We start from the raw sequence: 22,482 nt of genomic DNA on the forward strand, positions 1-22,482 counted from the left end.
CGCCCGAAGGTTAGTGCGTACTTTCTGAGGTATCGCCGAATCGCCGTCCCAGCGCGAAGGCGATCGCGGCCACCACGGCGGCGGCGAGGCCCGCCACCGCACCGACGCCGAGAATGCTGTTGAGCGCGTCGGCGGACGCGCTGTCCACCGATTCGGTCAGCCGGCCCGCCGTGGCTTCGAATTGCGGCGGCAGCGAATGGACCACCGACGAACCCGCGCCCGAACCGACGGCGTCGACGAACTGTTCGCGAACGCCGCCAGGGAGTTGCGCCCGAGAGTCGTTCTGGAGGAGGTCGATATCCCGTTGGACACGATCGATGGCCGTGTGACTGAACAACGCGCCGAGCCCCGCGATGCCGATCGCCAAACCCACCTGCCGGAAGGTACCGAAGGTCGCACTCGCCATGCCCGCGTTCTCTTCCGGCGCGAAGCTCAACGCGGCGGCGTTACTGATCGAGGCGATACCGCCGAGCCCGATGCCCGCCACGATCATTCCGGGCAGGAAGTGCAGCCAGGAGTCGCCGACCGCGATGCCGCTCATGAGCCACATGCCGAAGCCGACCAGCACCATGCTGATCGTCAGCGAGACCGATATCGGCACCCGCTTGCTCAACGCCGCCGCGGGCGGTGCGGTGAGGAAGGCCGTCAAACTGATCGGCACCAGCCGCAACCCCATCTGCAACGGCGTGTAACCGAGCGTATTCATCAGGTACAAGCCCAAATAGGTGACGGTGGCCATGATCGTCGCGGCGTACACGGTCGAGACGATCGCGGTGCCCGCGAATCCGGCCTTCCTGGCCATCGCGACATCGAACATCGGATCGGCGGCCCGGAACTGCCACACCAGGAACGCGATCAACAAGACCGCGGCCGCACCGAGCAGGCCGAGGATTTCCGCCGAGGTCCAGCCGACCGAGTTGCCGCGGATCAGCGCGAAGACCCCGGCGAGCAGACCACCGGTCAACAGCACCGAACCGAGCCAATCGGTCCGGCGCCCACCGGGTTTCACCGATTCGGGCATGCGCAGGTAGGCGAGCACCAGCAGCACCGCGCCGACCGGAACGTTGATGAGGAATACCGCGCGCCAGCCGAAGGCGGTCACCAACGCACCGCCGACCACCGGACCCGCGACGGTGGCGCTGGCGATCACCGCGCCGTAGATCCCGATCGCCTTCAGCCGCGCCTCCCGGCCCGGATATGCCACCGCGAGCAGCGGCAGCGCGGCCGCGAAAAGCATTGCGGCACCGATGCCTTGCACCGCCCGAAGCACATCGAGCATCGCGATGCTTGTCGAGAGCGCCAGCGCCAGCGAAGATCCGGTGAACACCGCGAGCCCGGCCAGGAACACGCGCTTGCGCCCGTGCCGGTCGGCCAGCACCGCGAAGGTCAGCGACAATCCGGCCAGTGGTAGCGAATACGCGTCGATAACCCACTGCAGGCCGCCGATGGTGGCGTCGAACTCGCTGCGGATGTCGGCGAGTGCCGCCGTGACAATGGTGGCGTCCAGCAGCAACATGAAATTCGCCATGCACACCATCACCAGGCACAGTGTGGCCCCGGGAATTGTTGCCTGCTTATCCACCCCGCCCCGCCCGGCCGAAGTGGCCGTAGTCGATGACATCGTAAATTCCTCTCGGTATAGCATTCGGCCGAATTGACAGCGTTGAGCCAGGCGACACCGCCTACTGCGGTCGCATCGGAACAGCCGGCCCGCCGTGCCGTTGGTCGCCAAACTATTTATTCAGGAACGCGGGCAGTAACCCCTTCCCGAACCCGAGCTCGCGTACCGCCGGGCAGCGGGCACCGGTCGGCGCACCAGACCGTAGTCCAGCGATCGAGTGGTCGTCTCCTGCACGGCACCTCCCATTTTCGTACGCGTACCATTGCCAAGCTTAACTCGAAATCGCCTGGCAGGCCACCCAATCAAGAATTTGGATGGACAAGCACGCGGACGGCCCCGCCACCGGCGTCCGGCAGGCTCGGCAACCCGCGACGATCGGCTGCCGCTGGTGAACCACACAGCGGATCCGAGCCGCGCCCACCTGTTCATGGGCACGACGATGAGACCGCCGGATCGCCTGCGGATGTGAGAGATTCACGCACACCTGGTGCAATTCTCATATTGCGACCGGTAGATTCCTGCTGGTAACTTCGGGGAGGACGTCGGCCACCACAGAGAATACCGAAGATTCCTTCGGATACCTTCTGTATTTCGAAAGTCGATCCGGCATGGAACCAGTCGCGGGCGGCCGTGCAGTGGGTATTCCGATAATTCCGCGATATCTCCCCGTCCGATGCCGTCATAGCCTTGCCGGCCGGTCGGCGCTCGGTGCACGCGACACAGCAACTGAGAAGGAGAATTTGGCATGATTATCTTGGGCTGCAACGGTTTTACCGGCGCGGCTGAGGCGTTCGGCAGGCTGTTCGGCGCGGTCGGCATCGATAAGCACTACATCCTCGGCCACGACGCGGGCGCGGCGCTGATGGTCGACGGCAAGCTGGTCGCCGCGGTAGAGGAGGAGCGCCTCAACCGGGAGAAGAAGACCTCCGACTTTCCGGTCAACGCGGTGCGCTGGTGCCTGGACCACGCGGGTGTGCAGTTCTCCGATATCGATCTGATCGCCATCCCCTGGAACTTGTCCGCCGAGGTCTTCGACCCCATGCTGGCCGACCTGGTGTCGACGCCGATGGACGTCAAGGAGAAGTTCGGCCGGTTGGATCGGCTCGGTCAGCTGGTCACCGGCGTCTTCAACCGCGAAACGGTGCTCGCCGATTTCGCCGCGCGCACCGGCTTCACCCCCGATCCGGACAAGGTGGTGTTCGTGCCGCACCACCTCGGCCACGCGATGACCGGCTGGTACATGGCGGGCATGCGGGACACCGCGTTCCTGATCAGTGATGGTCGCGCCGAGGTGTTTTCGTCGATGATGGGCGAGATCAGGGACGGCAAGATCCGGGTCTTCCAGGAGTCGACCATCGGTGGCAACGATTCGCTCGCGCTGCTGTACGCCTCGATCACCCGGTTCCTTGGCTTCGTGCCCAACAACGACGAGTACAAGGTGATGGGCCTGTCCGGATTCGCGGCGCCGCCCTCGCCAAATCCGTTGCTGGAGCACTTCGTCGAGCTCCGCGAGAACGGGCGTTACGCGCTCTGCCGACCGCACGATCTGGAAAACTCCCGCTGCTTCGATCCCCTGCTGGAGCAGCATTTCGGTCCGCTGCAGGACACCGTCGAATACAAGGCGGGGCTTGCCGCGGCGGCCCAGGAGATGATCACCGCCGTCACCAGCCACCAGGTCCGCGCGCTGGAAGCCAAGACCGATCTGAAGCACCTGGTGCTCGAGGGTGGCCTGGCGATGAACTGCGTCAACAACACGCTCCTGCTGGAGGGTTCGCAATTCGAGGATATGGCGGTGAGCTTCGGCGCCAGCGACACCGGCGTCGTGCTCGGCGCGGCCGTCTACGCCTGGGCCACCCACCCGGACAACGCCGAACAGGTGAAGTCCACGCCGTCGATCACCCCGTACCTCGGGCCGGAGTACGACGACGCGACGATGCTGAAAACGTTGCAGGAGTATGGCGATCGAGTGGCGTGGAGCCGCCTGAGCGACGACGAGGTCATCGACCAGGTCGCCAAGCTGCTCACCGAGAAGGTCGTCATCGGCTATTACGAGGGCAGGCTCGAGCACGGCCCGCGGGCACTGGGCCACCGCAGCATCCTGGCGAACCCCAAGTTCTCCGACATCAAGGACGTCATCAACATCAGGATCAAGCACCGCGAGCCGTTCCGGCCGTTCGCACCGATCGTGCTGGAGTCCGATGCGTCGAAGATCTTCGACATGGGCCGTAAAACGAGTTCGCCGCACATGACTTTCGTGTTCCCGGTGCGGCCGGAGTTCCAAGACGTGATCCCCGGCGCGTCCCACGTGGACGGCACCTCCAGGGTTCAGACGATCACCGATCGGGACACCCCGCGGCTCGCGGCGCTGCTGCGCCGGTTCACCGCGCTCACCGACGTGCCCTGCCTGATCAACACCTCGTTCAACGTGGCGGGCGAGCCGATCGTCTGCGCGCCGGCCGACGCGTTGAACTGCTTCCTCGGCACGGAGATCGACTACCTGGTGCTCGGCAACTACCTGGTCACCAAGGTCGACGCGAGCAAATGACGCCCGTAGTCGCGTCCGTCGGTTAGCCGGGAAGCCGTGCTGCGGCTTCCCGGCCTCCGAAATCCGAGCGTCTATTTCTGAGGTAGCGATGATGAGCCGATCAATCGGACGCTACTCCGCCACGGCGGAATCAAGCGGAGTCGATATTCGCCTGCTCGGCGAGTTGGCAATTGCTGCCGACGGTTTCGAGCACAAATTGCCCGGAGCGCGACGCAGAGCGCTCGTCGCGGTGCTCGCGCTGCGGGCGGGCACCGTCGTGAGCACCGCGGCGCTGGTCGAGGAACTGCGCATCACCGGCTCCGCACGACAGGTGACCAACAGCCTGCAGGCCCATGTCGCCCGGCTGCGGACCTGGCTGGACCAGCGGTTCCAGGCCCGCGAACTGCTGCGGACCCACGAATCCGGGTACTGCCTGCGGATATCGCCGGATCGCATCGACACCAACCGTTTCGCCGCGGCGCTGGCCACCGCGTCCGCCGTCGCGCCGCAGCAGCCGCACAAAAGGTTGGCGGCACTGGAAACCGCACTCGAGCTGTGGCGCGGACCCGCGCTGGTGGACGCGGGCGACGGGCTGATCTGCCGTCAGGCGCGGGATCATCTGCACGAACTGAAGATCGCCGCGCACGAGGATCTCATGCAGGAATTGCTCACCCTCGGCTACTTTTTTCGGGTGACCCTGGACATTCAGGAGTTGATTGTCCAGTATCCGCTCCGGGAACGCCTTCGGGAGCAGTTGATGATGGCGCTGGCATATTCCGGACGGCACGCGGAGGCCGTCGAGGCTTACCACGCGTTCCGGCACCTGCTCGGCTCGGAATTGGGCCTGGATCCGAGCCCCGCGCTGCACGCCACGCTGGGGCGCATCCTCCGGCACGATCTGCGCTCGCCGCTCGTGCAAGCGCGTATCACGTTGTGACAACCGAGGATTCAAATCCGCTCGCCGACGTTCTGGAATCGTGTCCCGATGCGTTCGCGGGCGGCGAATTTCGTAGCCTCAACGGTGCTGCGGGCCAAGGCGATAGCGTCCTGCAGGAGAGTGGCGTCGCCGGCGGGGCCGACCGGGCTGCTCTGCTGCGTACGCAGCAGAGCAGCGGCACAGGCCAGGGCATCGCAGGCGGCCCAGACCTCGGGGACGCGCCAGCGCGGCGAGCTGCGCAGTTGCCGGTCGAGCAGTTCCAGCTGATGAATGACCGTCGTAAAATCTTGGGTCGCAAGGTCTTCGGTGGATTCGTGGATAATGCTCATAGGAAACACTCCGCTCGCTTTCCTGACCACGCTCCTGCTTTCCGTGGCTGCACCAGTATTTCCGAGCCCGCTGATTTCCTGCTGACAGCGCCTGCGAAATCGCGTCAGCGTTCGGTCAGCGCGCCATTCGTGAATTACGGCTATACAGTTCGGATATCGGCGGGGAGTTCGAAATCAGTGCTGACGTCCGGCCATTCGGGCAGCGAATCGATCTCGACCACCGCGACCGTCACCGAGTACCCGCCACCGGCACCGATCAGCAGCATCCGGTCGCCCGGTGCCACCGAACTCTTCTCCACCAGGCGGGCGATGCCTGCGATCTGGTCGCCCGCGCCGAGGTGGCCCGTGTGCGAGCCCCAGCTCATCAGCGTCTGGTCGGCGCTGATGCCAAGCGGCTTGAGGAACTTCAGGCCCATCAGCACATGCCCGATGCTCGGCAGCAGAATCTTCGTGAAATCCCGCAGTTCGTACCCGGATTTCGCCAGCGCCCGCCCCACTACCTCGCAGAGCGCGACCGAGAACCGCTGCAGCACGGAACCCAACCCCACCTCGGCCACATAGGAACGCTGGCGCTCGCGCAGGTCGACCGGCCCGGGCTGGACCGTCGAGGTCAGCGGCTCGGTGCCGCGGTACAGCTGTTCCAGGGACGCGTCCGTCATCGACTCCATCGCCACGATCCGGGCGAATCCCCCCTGGCTGGACAGCACGAGTGCCGTTGCGCCGTCACCGAATAGAACGCCGTAAGTACTTTCCCAGCGGTTGAAGCCAGGGGACGAGAACCGATCCGCTGTCGTGACCAGAACATTGGCCGCGCGGCCCGATTCGAGGTAGGCGCCCGCGAGATCGACCGCGGCCATGCCGCCGTTGGACGCCTGGTCGATATTCATCGCGAACGCGCCGGTGAGTTCGAGTTCACGCTGGATGAACGAGGCCGACGTCCAGCAGTGCCCGTGGCCCTGATGGTAGATCGACGCGTGCAGGACCAGGTCGATCCGCTCGCGGATCACGCCCGCCGCGCGCTGGAGTGCCCGGCGACCGGCCGCGACCGCCATGCTCGACGCCGTCTCCCCGTCCGGCGCGATCGGCAGGCACATCACATTGTTGCCCGCCAGATCATCTTGCGAATATTCACCATTCGCGACGGCTTCCTTGGCGGACGCGGCGGGCGGGATCCAGGCCGCGGCGGCAGCGATATAAATCGGTACACGCATGTTCGTACTCCTTCGAACTCACTTGTCGATATCGTCGCTGGTTGATCGGCGCGATCGCACGATCGCGCGTGTCGATACTTATCCCCGGGACTTTCCTCAGATCCAGTTCGCTTTCCGCGCGATCCGCAAGGCGTCGATGCGGTTGCGGGCACCGAGCTTCGCCACGGTGGAGGACAGGTAGTTCCGCACGGTTCCTTCCGAAAGATGCACCCGCGCAGCAATTTCCGGCACCGTATCGCCTAGCGACACCTGCTCGAGCACCGCGATCTCGCGGGGCGTCAACGGAAGATCGGTGTTGCGCAGCATCGCCAGCGTCAACTCGGTGTCGAAGACACGCTGGCCGTGATGCACCTGGTGAATCGCTTCGAAGAACTGACGGGGCGGGGCACTCTTGTGCACCAGACCACCGACGGTGCCGGTAAAGGCCCGGCGCACAACCGAACGCGAGAACGCGGTACCGAGCAGCAGGCTCCGGCATTCCGGAATGGTCGCGATCTTCTCGGCAAGGACAACGCCGCCGGTATCAGCGCCCTCGGCACTGATCACCACGATGTTGGGGCGGAACCGCGCAGCGAGTTCGAGTGTCTCGTTGCTGCTACTCGCGGATCCGACAACACTGATCTCGACTTGCTCCTCGAGCAGTGCGACGAGCGCGGAGCGGGATAATTGCATTGTGTCGGAAACCATTACATCGATCGTCATTACGAGCCCCTGATCAAACAATCTGTCAAAGCACCAGGGCGCTACGAACGCCCTGGCTGCGCGCGTGCGCGCCAAGCGAGGTTCATTCACCGGACCGAGCGCAGACGCAGCTCCTGGTCCGCGGCGAGGGCCAGCAGGTCGGCGTCGTGGCTGATGAGGACGACCACCGCGCCGTCGGCGGCGATCTCACGCATGGTTCGCGTCATCGAGCGAAGATGGCGGCGGTCGATACCGGAGCTCGGTTCGTCGAAGATGACGATGCGGCACCCGCTCAGCCGGGCCGTCGCGACGACGAGACGCTGCTGCTGACCGCCCGACAGCGACAACGGATGCCGGTCGTCGAGGCCGTCCAGGCCGAGATCGGCGAGCACGGTGCCGCCGGGCTCGGCGACGGCGCCGAGACGCAGTTCGGCGGTGACGCTGTCGGTGAACAGTTGCCGCTGCACGTCCTGCATCACCAGCGCGGACTCGCGCTGGCGCTGCGCGCGCGACAGCGCGCGGCCATGCCGAAGCACCCGGCCGGAGTGGCGCTGCAGCCCGGCAATGATCCTGGCCAGGGTGCTCTTGCCCGCGCCGTTGGGACCGGTGACCGCGGTGATGACACCGGCGGGTAGCCGCGCCGCCGCGATGTCGAGTACCCGGCGACCCCGGAAAGTGCAACGGATGTCTTGCAGGACAACATCATTCGCGGCCGAGTTCGACGCAGCGGCCACCGGCACCATGGCCCGCGGCGCGGCGGCTCCCGTCGCGACGCTCGGTCCATGCGCGGAAGCCGAAACCAGCGCCACGCTTTCGGGTTCGCGCAGGCCACGTAGCCCCTCCGCGCGCATCATCGCCTCGGTCAGTCCGGCGAATTCCGCACTGGCCCATTCTTTTTCGATACGTCCATGCTGAAGCACGACGATCCGGTCGGCAACTTCGCGCAGATAGTGCAGACGATGTTCGGCGATGACGAGGGTCGCGCCGAGCTTCTTGAGCTGGCGCAGCATCGCGGTGAGATCGGCGATGGCCTGCGTGGACAGGTTGGCGGTTGGTTCGTCGAGCAGCAACACCGGCGGTTCGTGGGTCATCGCCGCCGCGCACGCCACCCGCTGCTGCTGACCGCCCGACAGTTCCCGCAACCGGCTGTCGGCGAACTCGGCCAGCCCGAAGTCGGCGATAACCGAGGCGACCCGTTCGCGGATTCGCGGCGGCGGCGTGCCGAAATTCTCCAGGGCGAAAGCCAATTCGGTGTCGACGGCGTCGGTGAAGAACTGGCGGCGCGGATGCTGTAGCACCGTCCCGGTCATCCGCCCGATCTGCGCAAGATCGGTGATCGGCGCACCGTCGACGCGGACCGCCCCGTCGAGAGTCCCCTCGTGGAAGTGCGGAATGAGCCCGTTCATCAACCGAAGGGCCGTGCTCTTGCCGGATCCGCTCGGCCCGCACAACACCACCGTTTCGCCGCGCCGGACGTGCAGGTCAATGCCGTCCAGTACGACGGAGCCACCGCCCTGGTACGACCACCCGACCTTCTTCAACTCGATCACGGCAGCGGCACCCACAGCGCCGACGCCGCAACGAGCACCGCGACGATGGCCGCGGCCGCGGCGTCGGCGGGCCCGAATCGCAGCGGCCGCATCGTCGTCGGCCGCGCAAGCGCGCCGAGCCCGCGCAACAGCGCCGACGCCGAAAGATCCTCGGCCACTCGCAGACTCGACGCGATGAGCGGCACCGTGAAGTACTCGATACTGCGGAGCGGATGCCGCAGCAGCGCCCACCGGCCGCCGAGTCCGCGCAGCCGCATGGCATCACGCACCGCCTGCGCCTCGGCGACGATCGTCGGCGCGAACCGCAGCATCACCGCGCCGGGCACGGTGAACACCGATGGCACCCGCAGCGATCGCAGCGCGACGATGAACCGGGTCGGCGGGATCGTCTGAATCAGATGTGCGGCAATACCTCCCACGGCCACCAGCCGCAGGGTGTACGCGGCGAGCACTCCGACGAGACCGACGATCGGTGACGCGGCGGTCAACGGCAGCAGGTAGGCCGCTGCGGCAGTGATCGCCGCGGCCACCGGCAAGCCGAGCGCGCGTCGCCAGGCTCGTTCGAAGATCGCCAGCAGCACACCGCCGATCAGCACCGCCGGAATGAACCGCTCGCCGCCGGGCGCCAGGATGGCGATGGACGCGGCCAGCAGGATCAGCACCGCGGTGCGCGGGTCCAGCCCCGCTCGGACGGTTGGTTCCGGCGGTACGGCCGATTCCGGCATGACCGGATTCGGCCGTCCGAGCGTGCTGATCACACTAACCCGGCCTTACGGAAGTGCTTGTCCAGCAACCGAAGTCCCAACGCGCCACCGACCAGCCCGAGGATCAGCGTTGACACGGCGTAGGCGATGAGCACCGTCGGCGAGAGCAACGTGTCCATGCCGTCGAGGAAGTCGGTGCCCATCTGCTGCATTGCCGCGCTGGACAGGTACTCGTGGCGGGCGTAGAACAACGGCACGAACGGCCCCGTGGCTGACACGCTGAAAACGGCGTAGGCGAGCACGCTCATCCGCCGGGAACGGTATCCGCCCAGCCACAGCAGCACCTCGGCGATCAGCGCCACGACGACCCCGAGGACCACCGCTATCGGCGGGTTCGCGAAGACCAGCAGGAATCCCCAGACGATGACCGCGAAGATGGTGACCATACCTGCGTGCCGCACCCGGGTGAGGAACAGCATGAACGGCACGCCCCCAGCGACGATGCCGATCGCGCCCCCTATCAGCAGCCCAAGCGGACCGATGAATTCGAGCAGGTTGAACACGCTGATGGTAACGATGAAGAGCGCGGCGAATATTCCGATATTGATGAGATCCCGTGGGCTCATTCGGAAGTCGATACGGCGATCAATGGATTGTACGGTCACGATATCGAAGTCCTCGTCTCGGCTGTAGCGACGTGTCCGCGCCGAGGGACTCGCCCGGCATGGTCGAGGTCGGCCCGACAGGTGCAGGTGCACAACAGGTTTCGGGCGGAACAGGTCTCGACACGGGCAGCCCCTCAGCTGCGGTAGTCACTGGGTACCAACCCACCATACTGGAAATCAGCCAGTTTTCGTACGCATACGGGAAATATTCACCTTCAGCGAACATCCGCACCTCAGGACCACCGGGCCGCCTTCGGCGCGACCACGGAACCCGTAGCGAGGCAGACTGTTTCAGGGTATGATCGGCATTCGTACGCGTACGTTAATTGGACCGGAGACGCCGTTGCCGCACTATCCGACGCTCGAGATCGGCGACCCGGGTTCAGTCACGACGGCAGCCTCCACGACCGGCATTTCCCGGCGTACCCGGACACGCGGCGAAACCATGTTTTCGGACCTATCGAGACAAACCCGAACGGGGCAACTTTCACGAAAATCGATATTCGACCGACCGCATATTCACCAGCGATCTCGGCACCCCCGACCATTACTGACCGGAACTCACCGTGGAAGATTGGCAGATGCCCGCAGAAACAAATAGCGCAAGGAGCGTCGGCAGGCCACCGCGTCTGTCGGTGGAGGCGATCATCGCCGCGGCCGACCGCATCCTGGCGGCCGAAGGCTCGGAGAAGCTGTCGATCCGCCGCCTGGCCAGCGACCTGGACAGCGCACCGATGGCGCTGTACTACCACGTGCGGGACAAAGACGAACTACTGATGCACGTGCTGGAGTCGCACGCCAAGCGCCTGCCGCATCCGGAATTTCCGGACGATCCGCGCGAGCGGGTCACGGCGGTGGCCGTCACGCTCTACGACATGCTCGCCGAGCGCCCGTGGATCGTGGAGGTGCTGGCGGGCGACGATCTCTTCGCCCCCTCCGCCATGTGGTTCGTCGAGCAAATGATCGGCGCCGCAGTCGAATACGGCTGCACGCCGGCGGAAGCCGTGCACGTGTACCGGACGATCTGGTACTACATCGTCGGCAACCTGACCGTCCGGGTGAACCGGGCCCGCCGGCTGGCCAGGGCGGGCACACCGGACGATCAGAATCAGGCCATCGCCGAGCTGCCCGCCGATATCCATCCGCGCCTCGCGGCGGTCGCCGATCGCTGGGTCGAACTCACCACCCGCGATTCCCATCGGCAGGCGCTGATGGCCATCGTCGACGGATTGCTGCCTGCCGATTCCTGCTCGCACGATCGTTCCCGGGCAGGCCAGTAGCCCGGGTTCCTGATCCCGCCCCCAGCGGCGGGATCAGGAGACTACGGGGTGGACAGCCACGGGGTAACCGACCGGTCCGACGCCGCACGCGCGAGTGCCGTGAGGAGATCGACCACCGACCGGCGGTGCTCATCCAGATAGAAATGACCGCCCTCGAAAGCGCGGAATTCGCAGGGCCCGCCGGTGGCGTCGCGCCATGCCGTCGCCTCCCACGAGTCGACCTCGGAATCCTGACTGCCGTAGCACACCGTCACCGGAACGCGCAGCTTCGTACCGGGTAGTGGCCGGTAGGTTTCGGCCACCCGATAGTCGCTGCGGATGATGGGCAGAAATGCCCGCAGCATGGTGTCGTTGTCGAGCAGATCATGGTGCGTCGCACCGGTTCTGCGCAGTTCCCGGACGAGGTCTTCGTCGCTGCCGAGATGTATCCGACCCGGCCGGGTCAAGGCGGGAGCGGGGTGCGCGGACGCGACCAACCCCACCGGCGGCGCACCGGCCGCCGACAGCTGCCTGGCCATCTCATAGGCGACGATGGCCCCCATGCTGTGCCCGAACAGCACAGTCGGCAGCGGTGGGCCGTCGAGCGGCAGATCGGCCGCCAACGCGGCGACGAAACCTTTCATATCCGGCGGGATGGGTTCGGCATACCGATCCTCTCGACCCGGATATTGCACGGCGAGGAATTCGATATCCCAGGGCGCCTCGTTGACCCACGTCCGGTAATAGCTCGCGCTGCCGCCGCAATGCGGAAACAACAGCACTCGGGCGCGGGCATACGGGCGCGGGGCGAGCCGGCGAAACGCGAAGGCTCGCCCTGGCTCATTCACTGGCTACCGGCTTCATGGAAATGCTCCAGAAGTCGGCATATCGGCCACCGGCGCGCAGCAGCTCGTCGTGGCTGCCCTGTTCCACGATCCCGCCGTCCGCCAGGAAGGCGATGTGATCGGCGCGCCGGACGGTCCGCAGCCGATGCGCCACCATGATCACCGTCCGGTCCGCCATCAGCCGCTCGATGCCCTCGTGCACGGCCGCCTCGTTCACCGGATCCAGCGCCGAGGTCACCTCGTCCAGCAGCACGATGGGGGCGTCCTTCAGCAGCGCCCGCGCGATCGAAACACGTTGGCGCTCACCGCCGGACAGCATCGCGCCGCCCTCGCCGACGTCCGCCGACCAGCCGCCGGGCAGCCGCTCGATCACCTCGTCCAACCGCGCCGCCGTCGCCGCCGCCCGCACCTCGGCGTCGCTGGCGCCGGGTCGGCCGAGGCGCACGTTCTCCTCGATCGTGCCGTCGAACAGATACACGTCCTGGAAGACGATGGCGATCCGCTCCATCAACGCGTCGGCGTCGATCGCGCGCACGTCGACGCCGCCAATGCGGACTGCGCCACTGTCCACGTCGTAGAACCGCGCGAGCAACTGCAGCATCGTGCTCTTGCCCGCACCGGACGGTCCGACCACGGCAAGCCGCTTGCCCTCCGGCACCGACAACGACACCTCCTCGAGCACCGCACGGTCGCCGTGCCGGAAGGTGACCGACTCGAATTCCAGGTCGTAGCGTCGCGGCAGGATCGGGTCGCTCGGGACCGGCAACGGCTCGGTGCGCAGCACCACGTCGAGCCTGGCCAGCTCGCCGCGGGCGGCGCGGATCTTGCCGCCGAACTCCGCCATCGACATCAGCGGATCCGCGCATCGCGCCGCGAGCACCAGGATCGCCACTACCTCTGCCGCACTGACACTTCCGTCGAGCGCGAGGTAGGCGCTCAGCACCAGCAGCACGGTGAACATCGCCTGCACCACGAACGCCAGCCCGAAGGTGGCCGGGAGCACCGCAAGCATGGAACGGCGCGCCGCACGCTCGACGCCCTGCAGCGAGTCGTCGAGCAACCGGAAGCGTTCGGTGGTCCGGCCACCCGCGCGCAGCACCGGCTGGGCCTGCAGATATTCGATGACGCGCCCGGCGGCATCGTCGCCGCGGGCCATCCGCTCCGTGTCGACGGCGGCCATCGCGCGTCCGGTCCAGATATGGATCAGCACGACGATCGGAGCGGCGATCAAGGCGGCCAACCCCAGCTGCCAGTTGAAGGCCAGAATCACCACGACGATCGTCAACGGCGTCACGCAGGCGGAGATGAGCGGTCGCAGCTGATGCGCGGCCACGCCCATCGCCATCAGCAGGCCACGGCTGGCCATCGCGGAAACCTCACCAACGCGACCACCGCTGTACCAGCCGATGGGCAATCGGGCCAGGTGATCGCCGAGCCGGTGATACATGCCCTGCAGCAGGGTGGTGCCGACGCGAAAGCCGGACAGGCTGCTCAGATAATCCAGCACTGCGTAGACCGCGACCGCGGCACCGAACGCGATCAGCCAAGGCCGGGCGGCTCCGGGATCGCTGCCGAACAGCTCCCGCAGCACCGGAATCAGCAGCGCGTAGGACAAACCTTCGACTATCGCGGTGGCCGTCATCAGGATCACGGTGCGGCGCATCGGCGGCGCGTACTCGTTTCCCAGCACGCGTAGCAGCATTCGAATCATCGAAGCTCATCTCCTTCGAGCACGTAGCCGTGCCCGTCGATCTCGTCGGAAATCGCGGACTGATGCGATTGCCAGAATTCGGCGAACTTTCCGTTGTTCTTCAGCAGCTCGGCGGGTTTGCCGCGCTCGACGATCGCGCCGGCCTCCAGCACCACGACGGTGTCCGCGTCGGCGACCGTCTCCAGCCGATGGGCGATCACCAGGATGGTCCGATCCCCCGCCAGCGAGGCCAGCGCTCGGCGCACCGCCTGTTCGGTGTGCGGATCGGCGAAGGCGGTCGCCTCGTCGAGCACGAGCACGGGCGCGTCGGCCAGCAGCGCGCGGGCGATCGAAATCCGTTGTGCCTCACCGCCCGACAGCTTGGCCTCGTCGCCGAGCACGGTCTCGTAGCCGCGCGGCAGCTCCAGGATCCGGTCGTGAATGTTGGCCAGCCTGGCGACGCGAACCACGTCATCGATGTCGGCGTGCGGCACCGCCAGCGCGATATTCTCGGCCACCGACGCGCGCAGCAGGCGGACATCCTGGAAGACGAAGGAGACCAGCAGGTGTAGTTCGGCGCTGCCGAGCTCGCGCAGATCGACGCCGCCGAGTGTGACCGAGCCATGGGTCGGGTCGAAGAACCGCGGCAACAGCTGGACCAGGGTGGACTTTCCGCTGCCCGAGGGCCCGACGATCGCGGTGACCGTGCCTGGCTCGAGCACCAGGTCGATGCCGCGCAGCACCTCGCGATCGGCGTCGTAACCGAACCGGACGTCGCGCAGTTCCACCCGATGCCCGCGCGGCGTCACCGGGTGCGACGGCTCCGACAGCGGCGGCACCGCGAGCACCTGCTTGATCCGGCCGACCGCGCCGCTGGCGGACTGCATGTCGTCGAAGCCGTGGCCAAGCGCCGCCAGCGGCGCGGTCAGGCCGAGGCCGAGCAGCAGGAACGGCAGCAGGTCGGCAGGCGGCATGCCGCCGGAGGTGATCAGGGCCGAACCGCCGATCAGCACGACCAACAGCACGAACGGCGGCGACAGCGCCAACTGCATCCCCGACGCGATCGGCGAAAGGCCGATCACCCACCGGTAGAAGACGCGAACGAAATCGTCGACCGTCGTGAAGAATTTGCGGTGCGCGCGCTCGGATCCACCGAACGCCTTGACCACCGAGATGCCCTGCACGAATTCGATGACGGTGTCCCCGATTCGGCCCAAACCCTCTTGGAACTCGCGTTCTTCGCGCATCTTGGTTGGGGTCATCATCAAGGGGACGAACAGCAACGCCAGCAGCACCGGGATCAGCGTGATGAGCGTGAGCCGCCAGTCGACGGTGAACAAGTAGATCAGCGACACCAGCGGCACCAGGAACGCGGAGACGATCTCGCCGGGGGTGTGCGCGATGAATGGGTGCACGGCACTGACGTCGTCGCCGACCACCTTCGCCAACTCGCCGGTTTTGCGCCGGGAGAACCAGCCGAGCGGTACCCGGCCCAGGTGCTCGGCCAGCTCCCGGCGGAACGACAGCTGCACCCGGCTGTCGAGCAGATGCCCGATGCCCGACGACGCGGCGGTGAACAGCAGCCGGACGAACAAGCCGACGGCACCCCACAGCACCACGATCCAGACATGACCGTTATCGATCGGGCCGGGCGACAACAACGTTCGGCCCAATTCGACCACCGCAAGCAACGGCGCCAGGCCCGCGATGGCACCGATGGCCTGCAAGAGGATCACGGCGGTGAAACCCCAGCGATGCGGAATGAGCAGGGCCGCCAAGCCGCCCTTCGCCGCCGCGGGATCGGCCTCCGGTGGTGCTGCGGGCTGCTCTCTCGCCTCGGCAAGGCCAGTCGTGTTCGACACTCTCTCACCTTTCTAGTACGCGTACAAATATCGTACCTTGAGCAAGGCTCACGAGCCAGACTCGGTCAGAGAACGCCCTCGTCCGCCTCGACCTCGGCGGCCGATGGGGTCTCGGAGATCGACACGACGGCGTCCGCCAGATGCTGTCGGATCGCGTCGAGCACGACATCGACGGCCACTACGTCGGCGGCCTCATGACAAATACCGGGGGCGATACCGCCGCGAGCGACCGCACGCGTGGCGACGGCACCGACAATGCCGGTCAGCGCATTACCGTCTTCGGCCCTGAGCAACGCGGTACGCCGCAACGGAATTCGATCCTCGGAAAGGCCGTCGGCGGTGCCGAACAACACGTGGTAAGGAGCACGCCCCAACACATCGAGCGCACTGGCCCGCACCAATTCCGTCGCTACCGCCGCCCTATTTCCCGAAGCATGGGAGCGGTTGAGCACGCGAAGTCCGTGCTCACCGTCGAAGGCGTTGTACCAGCGGGCCGCTTTCAGCCCGAGCCGGCGCGCCTGCCGCACCAATTCGGTGGTCAGATAGGGATAAGCGGTGACCGGGCGCGGAATTCCGACGATGGCACAGTCGGGTTCGACGTCGAGCGCACCGGGAACCACGCTGCCATCGCGCCATTCGGCGAGCGCCGTACCGTACCCGCGATCCATACTCAGCAGATAATCCATCGCGCCGGTGTGCGTGAAGGTGCCGAGCGTGACGTAATACCCGGCGAAGCATGCCTCGGACAGTCCGGCGGTCAGCAGCCGCGGCAACAGCCCGGACAGTCCAGGCAACAGCCCGGCGGACAACACCGTGACGCGGTCCGCGGGCGGCGAAAACGCTTCGGCGGCACCGTCCATCACGTCGACGTAGTCCGCTCCCGCCGCGAGCACCGCCTGCCTGGGCAGCACGCCCAGTTCATACGCGGGCCCGGCGCAGTTGAGCACTACGTCGCAGCCCGCGCTGAACCGGGCGATGCTCGCGGCGTCGGTGGCGTCCACCGCCATGGCCGTGGTGTCGGCGAGTTCGGACGCGAACGCCGCGCCGCGCGCCGCCGACCGGCCACCGACCCGCAGCCGGAACCCGTCGGCGGCAAGGCATTTGGCGGCCACCGACCCGACCGCCCCGTAGCCGCCGAGCACGCCGATCAACTGTGCCGTGCCCACCCGTTCAGTCCCGCGCCAGCAAGATATCGGCCATCATGGCGACATTCGGCGGTTGCATGCAGGTGAAATGGTCCCCCGGCACGTCGACGATGGACAGTCCGCCGACGCATACCTGCTGCCAGTATTCGGTCATATCGGCATGCATGCCTGGAAATATCTCGGCGTCACCGGTCTGGCGGATGAAGGTGGCCTGCTGCTCGTATTTCGTCGGCATGTGGTTGGCCACGGTGATCAGGCTGTGCTTGATATTGCGCAGGAATCCCGCCAGCCATTCGACCGTGCCGAGTTCGTCGTCGCCCGCGGGCATTTTGTCGCCCATGGCACGCAACCGCTCCTGCTGCGGACGTCGGGCAAGCAGCTGGAATTCGCGCAACGCGAGGGCGCCCGCCTCGCTCAACCCCGACGCCGGTGCCGCGGCGAGACTGCCCTGCGGAATCGTATTGTCGTTGCGGTCCGCGACGGCCTGAATCAGCTCGTTCATACCGCGGTCGGCGGGCGGATAGCCGAGGTCCGCCGGATCGACCTGAACCATTCTGGCGCACAGGTATTCGGCCATCAGATCGTCCTCGACCAGGTACGGCACTCGATAACTACTGATCGCGGTCATGCCGGTCACCTCGACGCCGGCCTGGATGAGCCGGTGCGCGATCTCGGGCACGAGCAGCCCGCCCATGCAATAGCCGACCAGGTGCGCCCGCTCGATTCCGGCCGCGAGCAGCGCCGCGGTATGCCGATTCGCGAGGTCGTCCACCTCGGTGCGCGGGTCGCCGGACAGGAACAGTTCCGGGTCGTCGATGACCAGGCCGACCAGCGGCACCCGACCGGACAGTTCCCGCAGCAACGAACGGTAGGGAACCAGCGTGCCCGTTCCGTCGTGCACCAGGACCATGGTCGCGGTGTCGGCGGCGACGCTGTTGATCCGCACCACCGAGGTCGCGGACCGGGTCGTGCCGTCGGCTCCGAGCTGGGCGGCCAGCGCGGCGACCGTCGGCCGGTTCATCACCAGCCGCAGCACCTCGTCCCAGGACAGCTCAGCGGCCTGCGACAGATCCTCGCGCAGCCGGCTGACCAGCCGGGCCACCAGCAGTGAGTCGCCACCGAGGTCGAAGAAATTCGTGTCGCGGGCGACGAATTCGACGGGGAGCACCTCCGTCCACAAGGCCGCGATGGTGTGTTCGAGGCCCGCGTGCGGCGCCTCACCGCCCGCCTGGCGCCCACTCCCCTGTTCCACCGACCCGGCCCACGCGTCGAGCCGCGACCGGTCCACCTTTCCGTTGCCGGTCAACGGAATACCGTCCACCACTTGGATTTCGGCCGGGATCATATAGCCGGGCAGCCGGGCAGCCAGCTGGCCGAGCAGTTCCTGCTGGCGTACATCGGCGCGGTCGGGCTTGAATCTCGCCGCGAAGGTCTGCGGACCGATCCCGGCGAGCGCGGAGCCCGCTTCGGACAGGCAGAACGCGACCTGCGCGCCGGCCTCGTTCAGCAACCGCAGCCACGTTTCCCGATCCGGGAATACGCTGCCGTCGTCTTTTCGATGGTCCTCGAATCCGCTGAGCCCGGCATTGAACTCCATCGAGGTCATGATGCTGTAGACCTCACGGGTGGCCTCGATGAAAACCAGCCAACCGCCGGGCGCGAGCATTTCGCGCAACCGGACGAGACCGTCGCCCAAATGCTTCGCCAGGTGCAGCACGTTGGAGAGCACGATGACATCGACCGTGTTCGGCGCGATGCCCTGGGCGCGGTAATCGCGATTCAGGTCGAACAATCCGTAGCGCACCCAGTCGAAGTCCTGATACTTCTCCTTGGCGGCGCCGAGGAAGAAGTGCGAGACATCGGTGAAGAGATAGTCGACGTGCTCCTCGGCGAGGCCGGGTATCAGCACCGCACTGGTGCCGCCGACACCGGCACCGATCTCCAGCACCCGCAGTGGACCAGGTCCGGTGTTCGTCCTGGCGATCTCCCGCACTGTCGAGGTGACGACCGCGTTGTTGTATCGGCTGATCAGATTCTCTCGGTAGGTGGCCTCCGCCGGCCCGAACTGGCCCTCCGGGAACAGCAGCGACAGCACGCTGACGTCATCGCGCAGCAGCGCGGCCAGATTGGCCTCGGTCATCCGCAGATAGCGAAGGACCTCGGCGCCCCAATTCGTCAGTCCGGCAAGCTCATCGATCCGCCGCCATGTTTCGCGGCGAGCGGCCGGATCGGCCGTCAACCTGCCGCGGTAGGCACCGCCGGGCAGATCCTGCGCGATCCGCCGCTCGCTCACCAAGACCGTCAACCAACGCCGCATGAGGTGCTGATTGCCGGGCGCCACCGCGAGCACGTCGATGATCTCGTCGATGGTGTGCGTCGCCTTCGGTGTCGCGAACAAGTCTGCGGCGGTGAACATTTCGGCCATCGCGTCGAGCGCGACGGCATCGAGCAAGCCGCTCATCTCGGCGATGTTCGCCTCGGCGATACCGCGCGCGACCTCGGCACCGCTGTCGCTCGCCTGGCGCGCCAGCCCCTCGGGTAGCGCACGGGGCGTGATCTTGGCAGATTCGACAAAGCCGACCAGGCGCCGCGCCGGACCCTCGTCGCGCACGGCGACGGCGGCCTGCTCGACACCCTGACAGGTGTGCAGCGCCGCCTCGATCTCCGCGAGCTCGACCCGATGCCCGTTCAGCTTCACCTGCCGGTCGATACGGCCGAGGAATTCGATCACCCCGTCGGGATAACGGCGACCGAGGTCACCGGTGCGATACAGCGGCGCGCCGGTCACCGGGTGCCGCACGAATTGCGCGCTCGTTCGCTCCGGATCGCCCAGATATCCCTTGGCCAGCCCCACCCCGCCGATATACAGTTCGCCGATCACCTGGACCGGGCATTCCCGCATCATCGAATCGAGCACGTGCATGGTCTGATTGGCCAGCGGCTTGCCGTACGGAATACTGCGCGCGCCTCGATCGACCTCGGTAATGGGATGGTAGATCGACCATATCGATGCCTCGGTCGCCCCGCCGAGGCCGATCAGTTCGAGGTTCGGAATCCGCGACCGGATGGCATCCGGCAACGCCACCGGAATCCAGTCACCGGACAGCATCGCCAACCGCAAGCGCGAGATCTCGGTCGCGGCATCGTGTCGCAGATATTCCGTGAGCATCTGCATCTGGGCCGGTACCGAGTCCCAGATCGTGACGCCGTTGGTGGCCAATTGCGCCGCCCAGTGGGACGGATCGCCGCGCAGCGCGTCATCGGGAAGTACCAGCGCGGCGCCGACGGACAGCGGGCCGAAAACGTCGTAGACCGAGAGGTCGAAACCCAGTTGCGCCAAACCGAATACGCGATCGTCCTCGGTTACCGAGAACCGCGTATTGATATCATCGATGGTATTGCGCGCGGCGGCGTGACTGATCATCACACCCTTCGGACGGCCGGTGGACCCCGAGGTGTAGATGACATACGCGAGATCGTCCGGTGCGGGCCGATGCGGCGCCGACCACGGCCGGGGCGACAACCGATCGACCTCGATCAGGTGCACGCCGGCGGGCGGGTCGAGCAACCCGGCCACCGTGATCACCTGGCGAATCCCGGCGTCGGCGATGACCGTATCGCGGCGCAGCGCGGGTTGCGTCGTGTCGATCGGTACGTACACGCCACCGGCCAGCAGCGTGCCGAGTACCGAAACCACCTGCTCCGGCCCCTTCGGCAACACGATGCCGACCCGGTCGCCCGGCTTGCATCCGGCCGCGGCCAGCGCGGCGGCGACCGTCCCCGCCTCGGCCATGATCTCGGCGTAGGTCAACGTTCGCGCACCGCTCACCACGGCGACCCGGTCCGGCGTCCGTGCCGCCTGGGCGACCACGCGCGCGTGCAGTGGCTCGACCGAACGCGGTGCCGCGGTGTCGTTCACGGCCGCGATGACCTCGCGTTGCGCAGGCGGCAGCTCGACCGGGTCCGCCGCCGACCACACCGCGGACTCGTCGGCCAGCCGGTTCACCAGCCGGGCGAACGCGTCGAACATGGCTTCGGTGAGGCCGTCGGGGAACACACCGTCGCGCACATCCCAGTGGGCGACCAATCCGTCTGCGTCGGCGGTGATCTGGCAGTCGATCCACACCTGTGGCGTCTGGGTGATGCCGTAAACGATCTCGGCTCCGGTCATCAGCGAATTCGTGGCGTCCGCGGTGGTGCCACCGATGGTGCTGGTGAACGTGATCGGCATCAGCGCATCGGCGCGGCCCCGGCGCTTGGCCAGCTCACGCATCACCTCGACACCCGAGTAGAGCCGGTGGTCCAGGTCTTCCCACAGCCTCGCCTGCCCATCGCTGGTTCGGTCCGCGAAGGTCACGCCCTCGGTGACGTCAACGGCGAACAGGCTGGTCGAGCTGAAGTCACCGATTACCCGCGGCACGTCCGGATGCAGCGGCAGGCGGTTTTCCAAGGTCAGGCTCAAGGTGAGGCGAGGCGTCTGGCTCCATCGTGCGATCGTCTCGGCGAACGCCTGCAGCAACGCGCTCGACGCGCTGACGCCTGCCGCGCCCGCGCGCTCGTTGAGCGAATGCCACCGCTCGGCGGGCAAGCGCACCTCGTGCCTGGAGAATTTCGGTGGCGCGTCGACCGCGTCGTTGCGCAGCGGCAGCGACGGGGCAGGCGGCAGCGCGTCGATGCGGTCGAGCCAGTAGTCGCGATCGCGCCCGTAACGGGTACCTTCGACCACCCCGCGAGCGCCGAGCACATAGTCACGGAAGGTGATTTCCGGTATGGGCGACAACGACTCTCCGGCACACAGCGCGCCGAACTCGCCGAGCAGCATCTGCATGCTGCGGTAGTCACAGAGCAGCAGGTCGAACCCGATATGCAAGATCAACCGCTGGTCGGTCGGCGTCACTCGCATATCGAACAGCGGCCATTGATCGGTCGGGCGTACCTGATGCGACATCGCCGCCCTGGTCGCCGTGATCGACTCCGCGCGTTCCTGTTCGACGCGGTAGTGCGGCACTTCCGGCAGTACGCGTTGATAACCCTCCGCCGAGATCACCGCACGCAGCATGTCGTGCCTGTCGATCAGCCGATTCCAGGACGGCTCGATCTGGGCCGAATACGACAGTGGGAGAGCGAGTTCCATATAGCCGTGGCAAGCGACGCCGCCGTAATCGAAAGCCCTGCTCCGACCGAGCAGATACGCCGACTGAATATCGGTGAGCGGGAACTGTTCGAACCGCGCGGCCGGATCGGCGACGAGTCCAGGGCCGAACTCGCGCTCCCGCAACAGGTCCAGGAGCCCGCCCTTGTGCGTCCGCAGTTGCGCCAGCCGGTCCGGCGTCATCACTCCCTTCGGCGCGCGATAACGAAGCTGACCGTCCTTTTCGTACAGCACACAGCCTTCGGCAGTGAGGCTGGCAAACATCGCGCCTACATCCACGGCTTTTCATCCTCCATCAAAGAAAATT

General features: G+C 66.5%; 15 protein-coding genes. 3 read left to right on the top strand and 12 right to left on the bottom strand.

Annotated elements, in window-relative coordinates; genetic code table 11:
- Positions 1-10: 10 nt before the first annotated feature.
- On the bottom strand, positions 11-1,621 hold the full coding sequence (locus tag ACIA8C_RS23155) for an MFS transporter (protein ID WP_397137899.1): 1,611 nt from the start codon (positions 1,619-1,621) through the stop codon (positions 11-13).
- Positions 1,622-2,366: 745 nt separating this feature from the next.
- On the opposite strand from ACIA8C_RS23155, the gene ACIA8C_RS23160 reads away from it, so the two are divergent.
- Positions 2,367-4,166 carry a carbamoyltransferase gene (locus tag ACIA8C_RS23160; RefSeq protein ID WP_397137901.1) on the top strand — a complete coding sequence of 600 codons (1,800 nt, stop codon included), beginning with the start codon at positions 2,367-2,369 and terminating at the stop codon, positions 4,164-4,166.
- A gap of 91 nt (positions 4,167-4,257) precedes the next feature.
- Positions 4,258-5,082 carry a BTAD domain-containing putative transcriptional regulator gene (locus tag ACIA8C_RS23165; RefSeq protein WP_397137902.1) on the top strand — a complete coding sequence of 275 codons (825 nt, stop codon included), beginning with the start codon at positions 4,258-4,260 and terminating at the stop codon, positions 5,080-5,082.
- Positions 5,083-5,093: 11 nt separating this feature from the next.
- On the opposite strand, the gene ACIA8C_RS23170 is transcribed toward ACIA8C_RS23165, so the two are convergent.
- From ACIA8C_RS23170 to ACIA8C_RS23195, 6 genes are all read right to left on the bottom strand, one after another.
- On the bottom strand, positions 5,094-5,411 hold the full coding sequence (locus ACIA8C_RS23170) for a hypothetical protein (RefSeq protein ID WP_397137904.1): 318 nt from the start codon (positions 5,409-5,411) through the stop codon (positions 5,094-5,096).
- Between the two features lie 140 nt (positions 5,412-5,551).
- A complete protein-coding gene (locus ACIA8C_RS23175) occupies positions 5,552-6,622 on the bottom strand; it encodes a ketoacyl-ACP synthase III family protein (protein ID WP_397137906.1) in 1,071 nt (356 codons plus the stop codon).
- A 96-nt stretch (positions 6,623-6,718) separates the two neighbouring features.
- Positions 6,719-7,399 (bottom strand): response regulator transcription factor, encoded by a 681-nt coding sequence (locus ACIA8C_RS23180; protein ID WP_397137908.1) that lies wholly within the window; start codon positions 7,397-7,399, stop codon positions 6,719-6,721.
- A gap of 11 nt (positions 7,400-7,410) precedes the next feature.
- Entirely contained in the window at positions 7,411-8,853 is a 1,443-nt protein-coding gene (locus ACIA8C_RS23185) for an ABC transporter ATP-binding protein (RefSeq protein WP_397137910.1), read from the bottom strand.
- A complete protein-coding gene (locus ACIA8C_RS23190; protein WP_397137912.1) occupies positions 8,850-9,611 on the bottom strand; it encodes an energy-coupling factor transporter transmembrane component T in 762 nt (253 codons plus the stop codon). The genes ACIA8C_RS23185 and ACIA8C_RS23190 overlap by 4 nt, the downstream gene beginning before the upstream one ends.
- Entirely contained in the window at positions 9,608-10,183 is a 576-nt protein-coding gene (locus ACIA8C_RS23195) for an MptD family putative ECF transporter S component (protein ID WP_397137914.1), read from the bottom strand. The genes ACIA8C_RS23190 and ACIA8C_RS23195 overlap by 4 nt, the downstream gene beginning before the upstream one ends.
- Positions 10,184-10,803: 620 nt before the next feature.
- On the opposite strand from ACIA8C_RS23195, the gene ACIA8C_RS23200 reads away from it, so the two are divergent.
- The gene (locus tag ACIA8C_RS23200) at positions 10,804-11,502 is read left to right on the top strand and encodes a TetR/AcrR family transcriptional regulator (protein ID WP_397137916.1); all 699 of its coding nucleotides are present in this window, start codon (positions 10,804-10,806) and stop codon (positions 11,500-11,502) included.
- A gap of 41 nt (positions 11,503-11,543) precedes the next feature.
- On the opposite strand, the gene ACIA8C_RS23205 is transcribed toward ACIA8C_RS23200, so the two are convergent.
- The 5 genes from ACIA8C_RS23205 to ACIA8C_RS23225 all read right to left on the bottom strand — a co-directional run bounded on the left by ACIA8C_RS23205 (position 11,544) and on the right by ACIA8C_RS23225 (position 22,454).
- Positions 11,544-12,329, bottom strand: a complete 786-nt coding sequence (locus tag ACIA8C_RS23205; RefSeq protein WP_397137918.1) for a thioesterase II family protein — start codon at positions 12,327-12,329, stop codon at positions 11,544-11,546.
- Positions 12,322-14,037: an ABC transporter ATP-binding protein gene (locus ACIA8C_RS23210; RefSeq protein ID WP_397137920.1), complete on the bottom strand. Its 1,716-nt coding sequence runs from the start codon at positions 14,035-14,037 to the stop codon at positions 12,322-12,324. The genes ACIA8C_RS23205 and ACIA8C_RS23210 overlap by 8 nt, the downstream gene beginning before the upstream one ends.
- Positions 14,034-15,878, bottom strand: coding sequence for an ABC transporter ATP-binding protein (locus ACIA8C_RS23215; RefSeq protein ID WP_397137922.1), 1,845 nt, complete (start codon positions 15,876-15,878; stop codon positions 14,034-14,036). Before ACIA8C_RS23215 ends, ACIA8C_RS23210 begins: the two co-directional genes overlap by 4 nt.
- Before the next feature lie 65 nt (positions 15,879-15,943).
- Positions 15,944-17,044, bottom strand: coding sequence for a saccharopine dehydrogenase NADP-binding domain-containing protein (locus ACIA8C_RS23220; RefSeq protein ID WP_397137924.1), 1,101 nt, complete (start codon positions 17,042-17,044; stop codon positions 15,944-15,946).
- Between the two features lie 4 nt (positions 17,045-17,048).
- Positions 17,049-22,454 (bottom strand): amino acid adenylation domain-containing protein, encoded by a 5,406-nt coding sequence (locus ACIA8C_RS23225; protein WP_397137926.1) that lies wholly within the window; start codon positions 22,452-22,454, stop codon positions 17,049-17,051.
- Positions 22,455-22,482: the final 28 nt, after the last annotated feature.

It is taken from the genome of Nocardia sp. NPDC051321, assembly GCF_044455225.1.
GTDB lineage: Bacteria > Actinomycetota > Actinomycetes > Mycobacteriales > Mycobacteriaceae > Nocardia.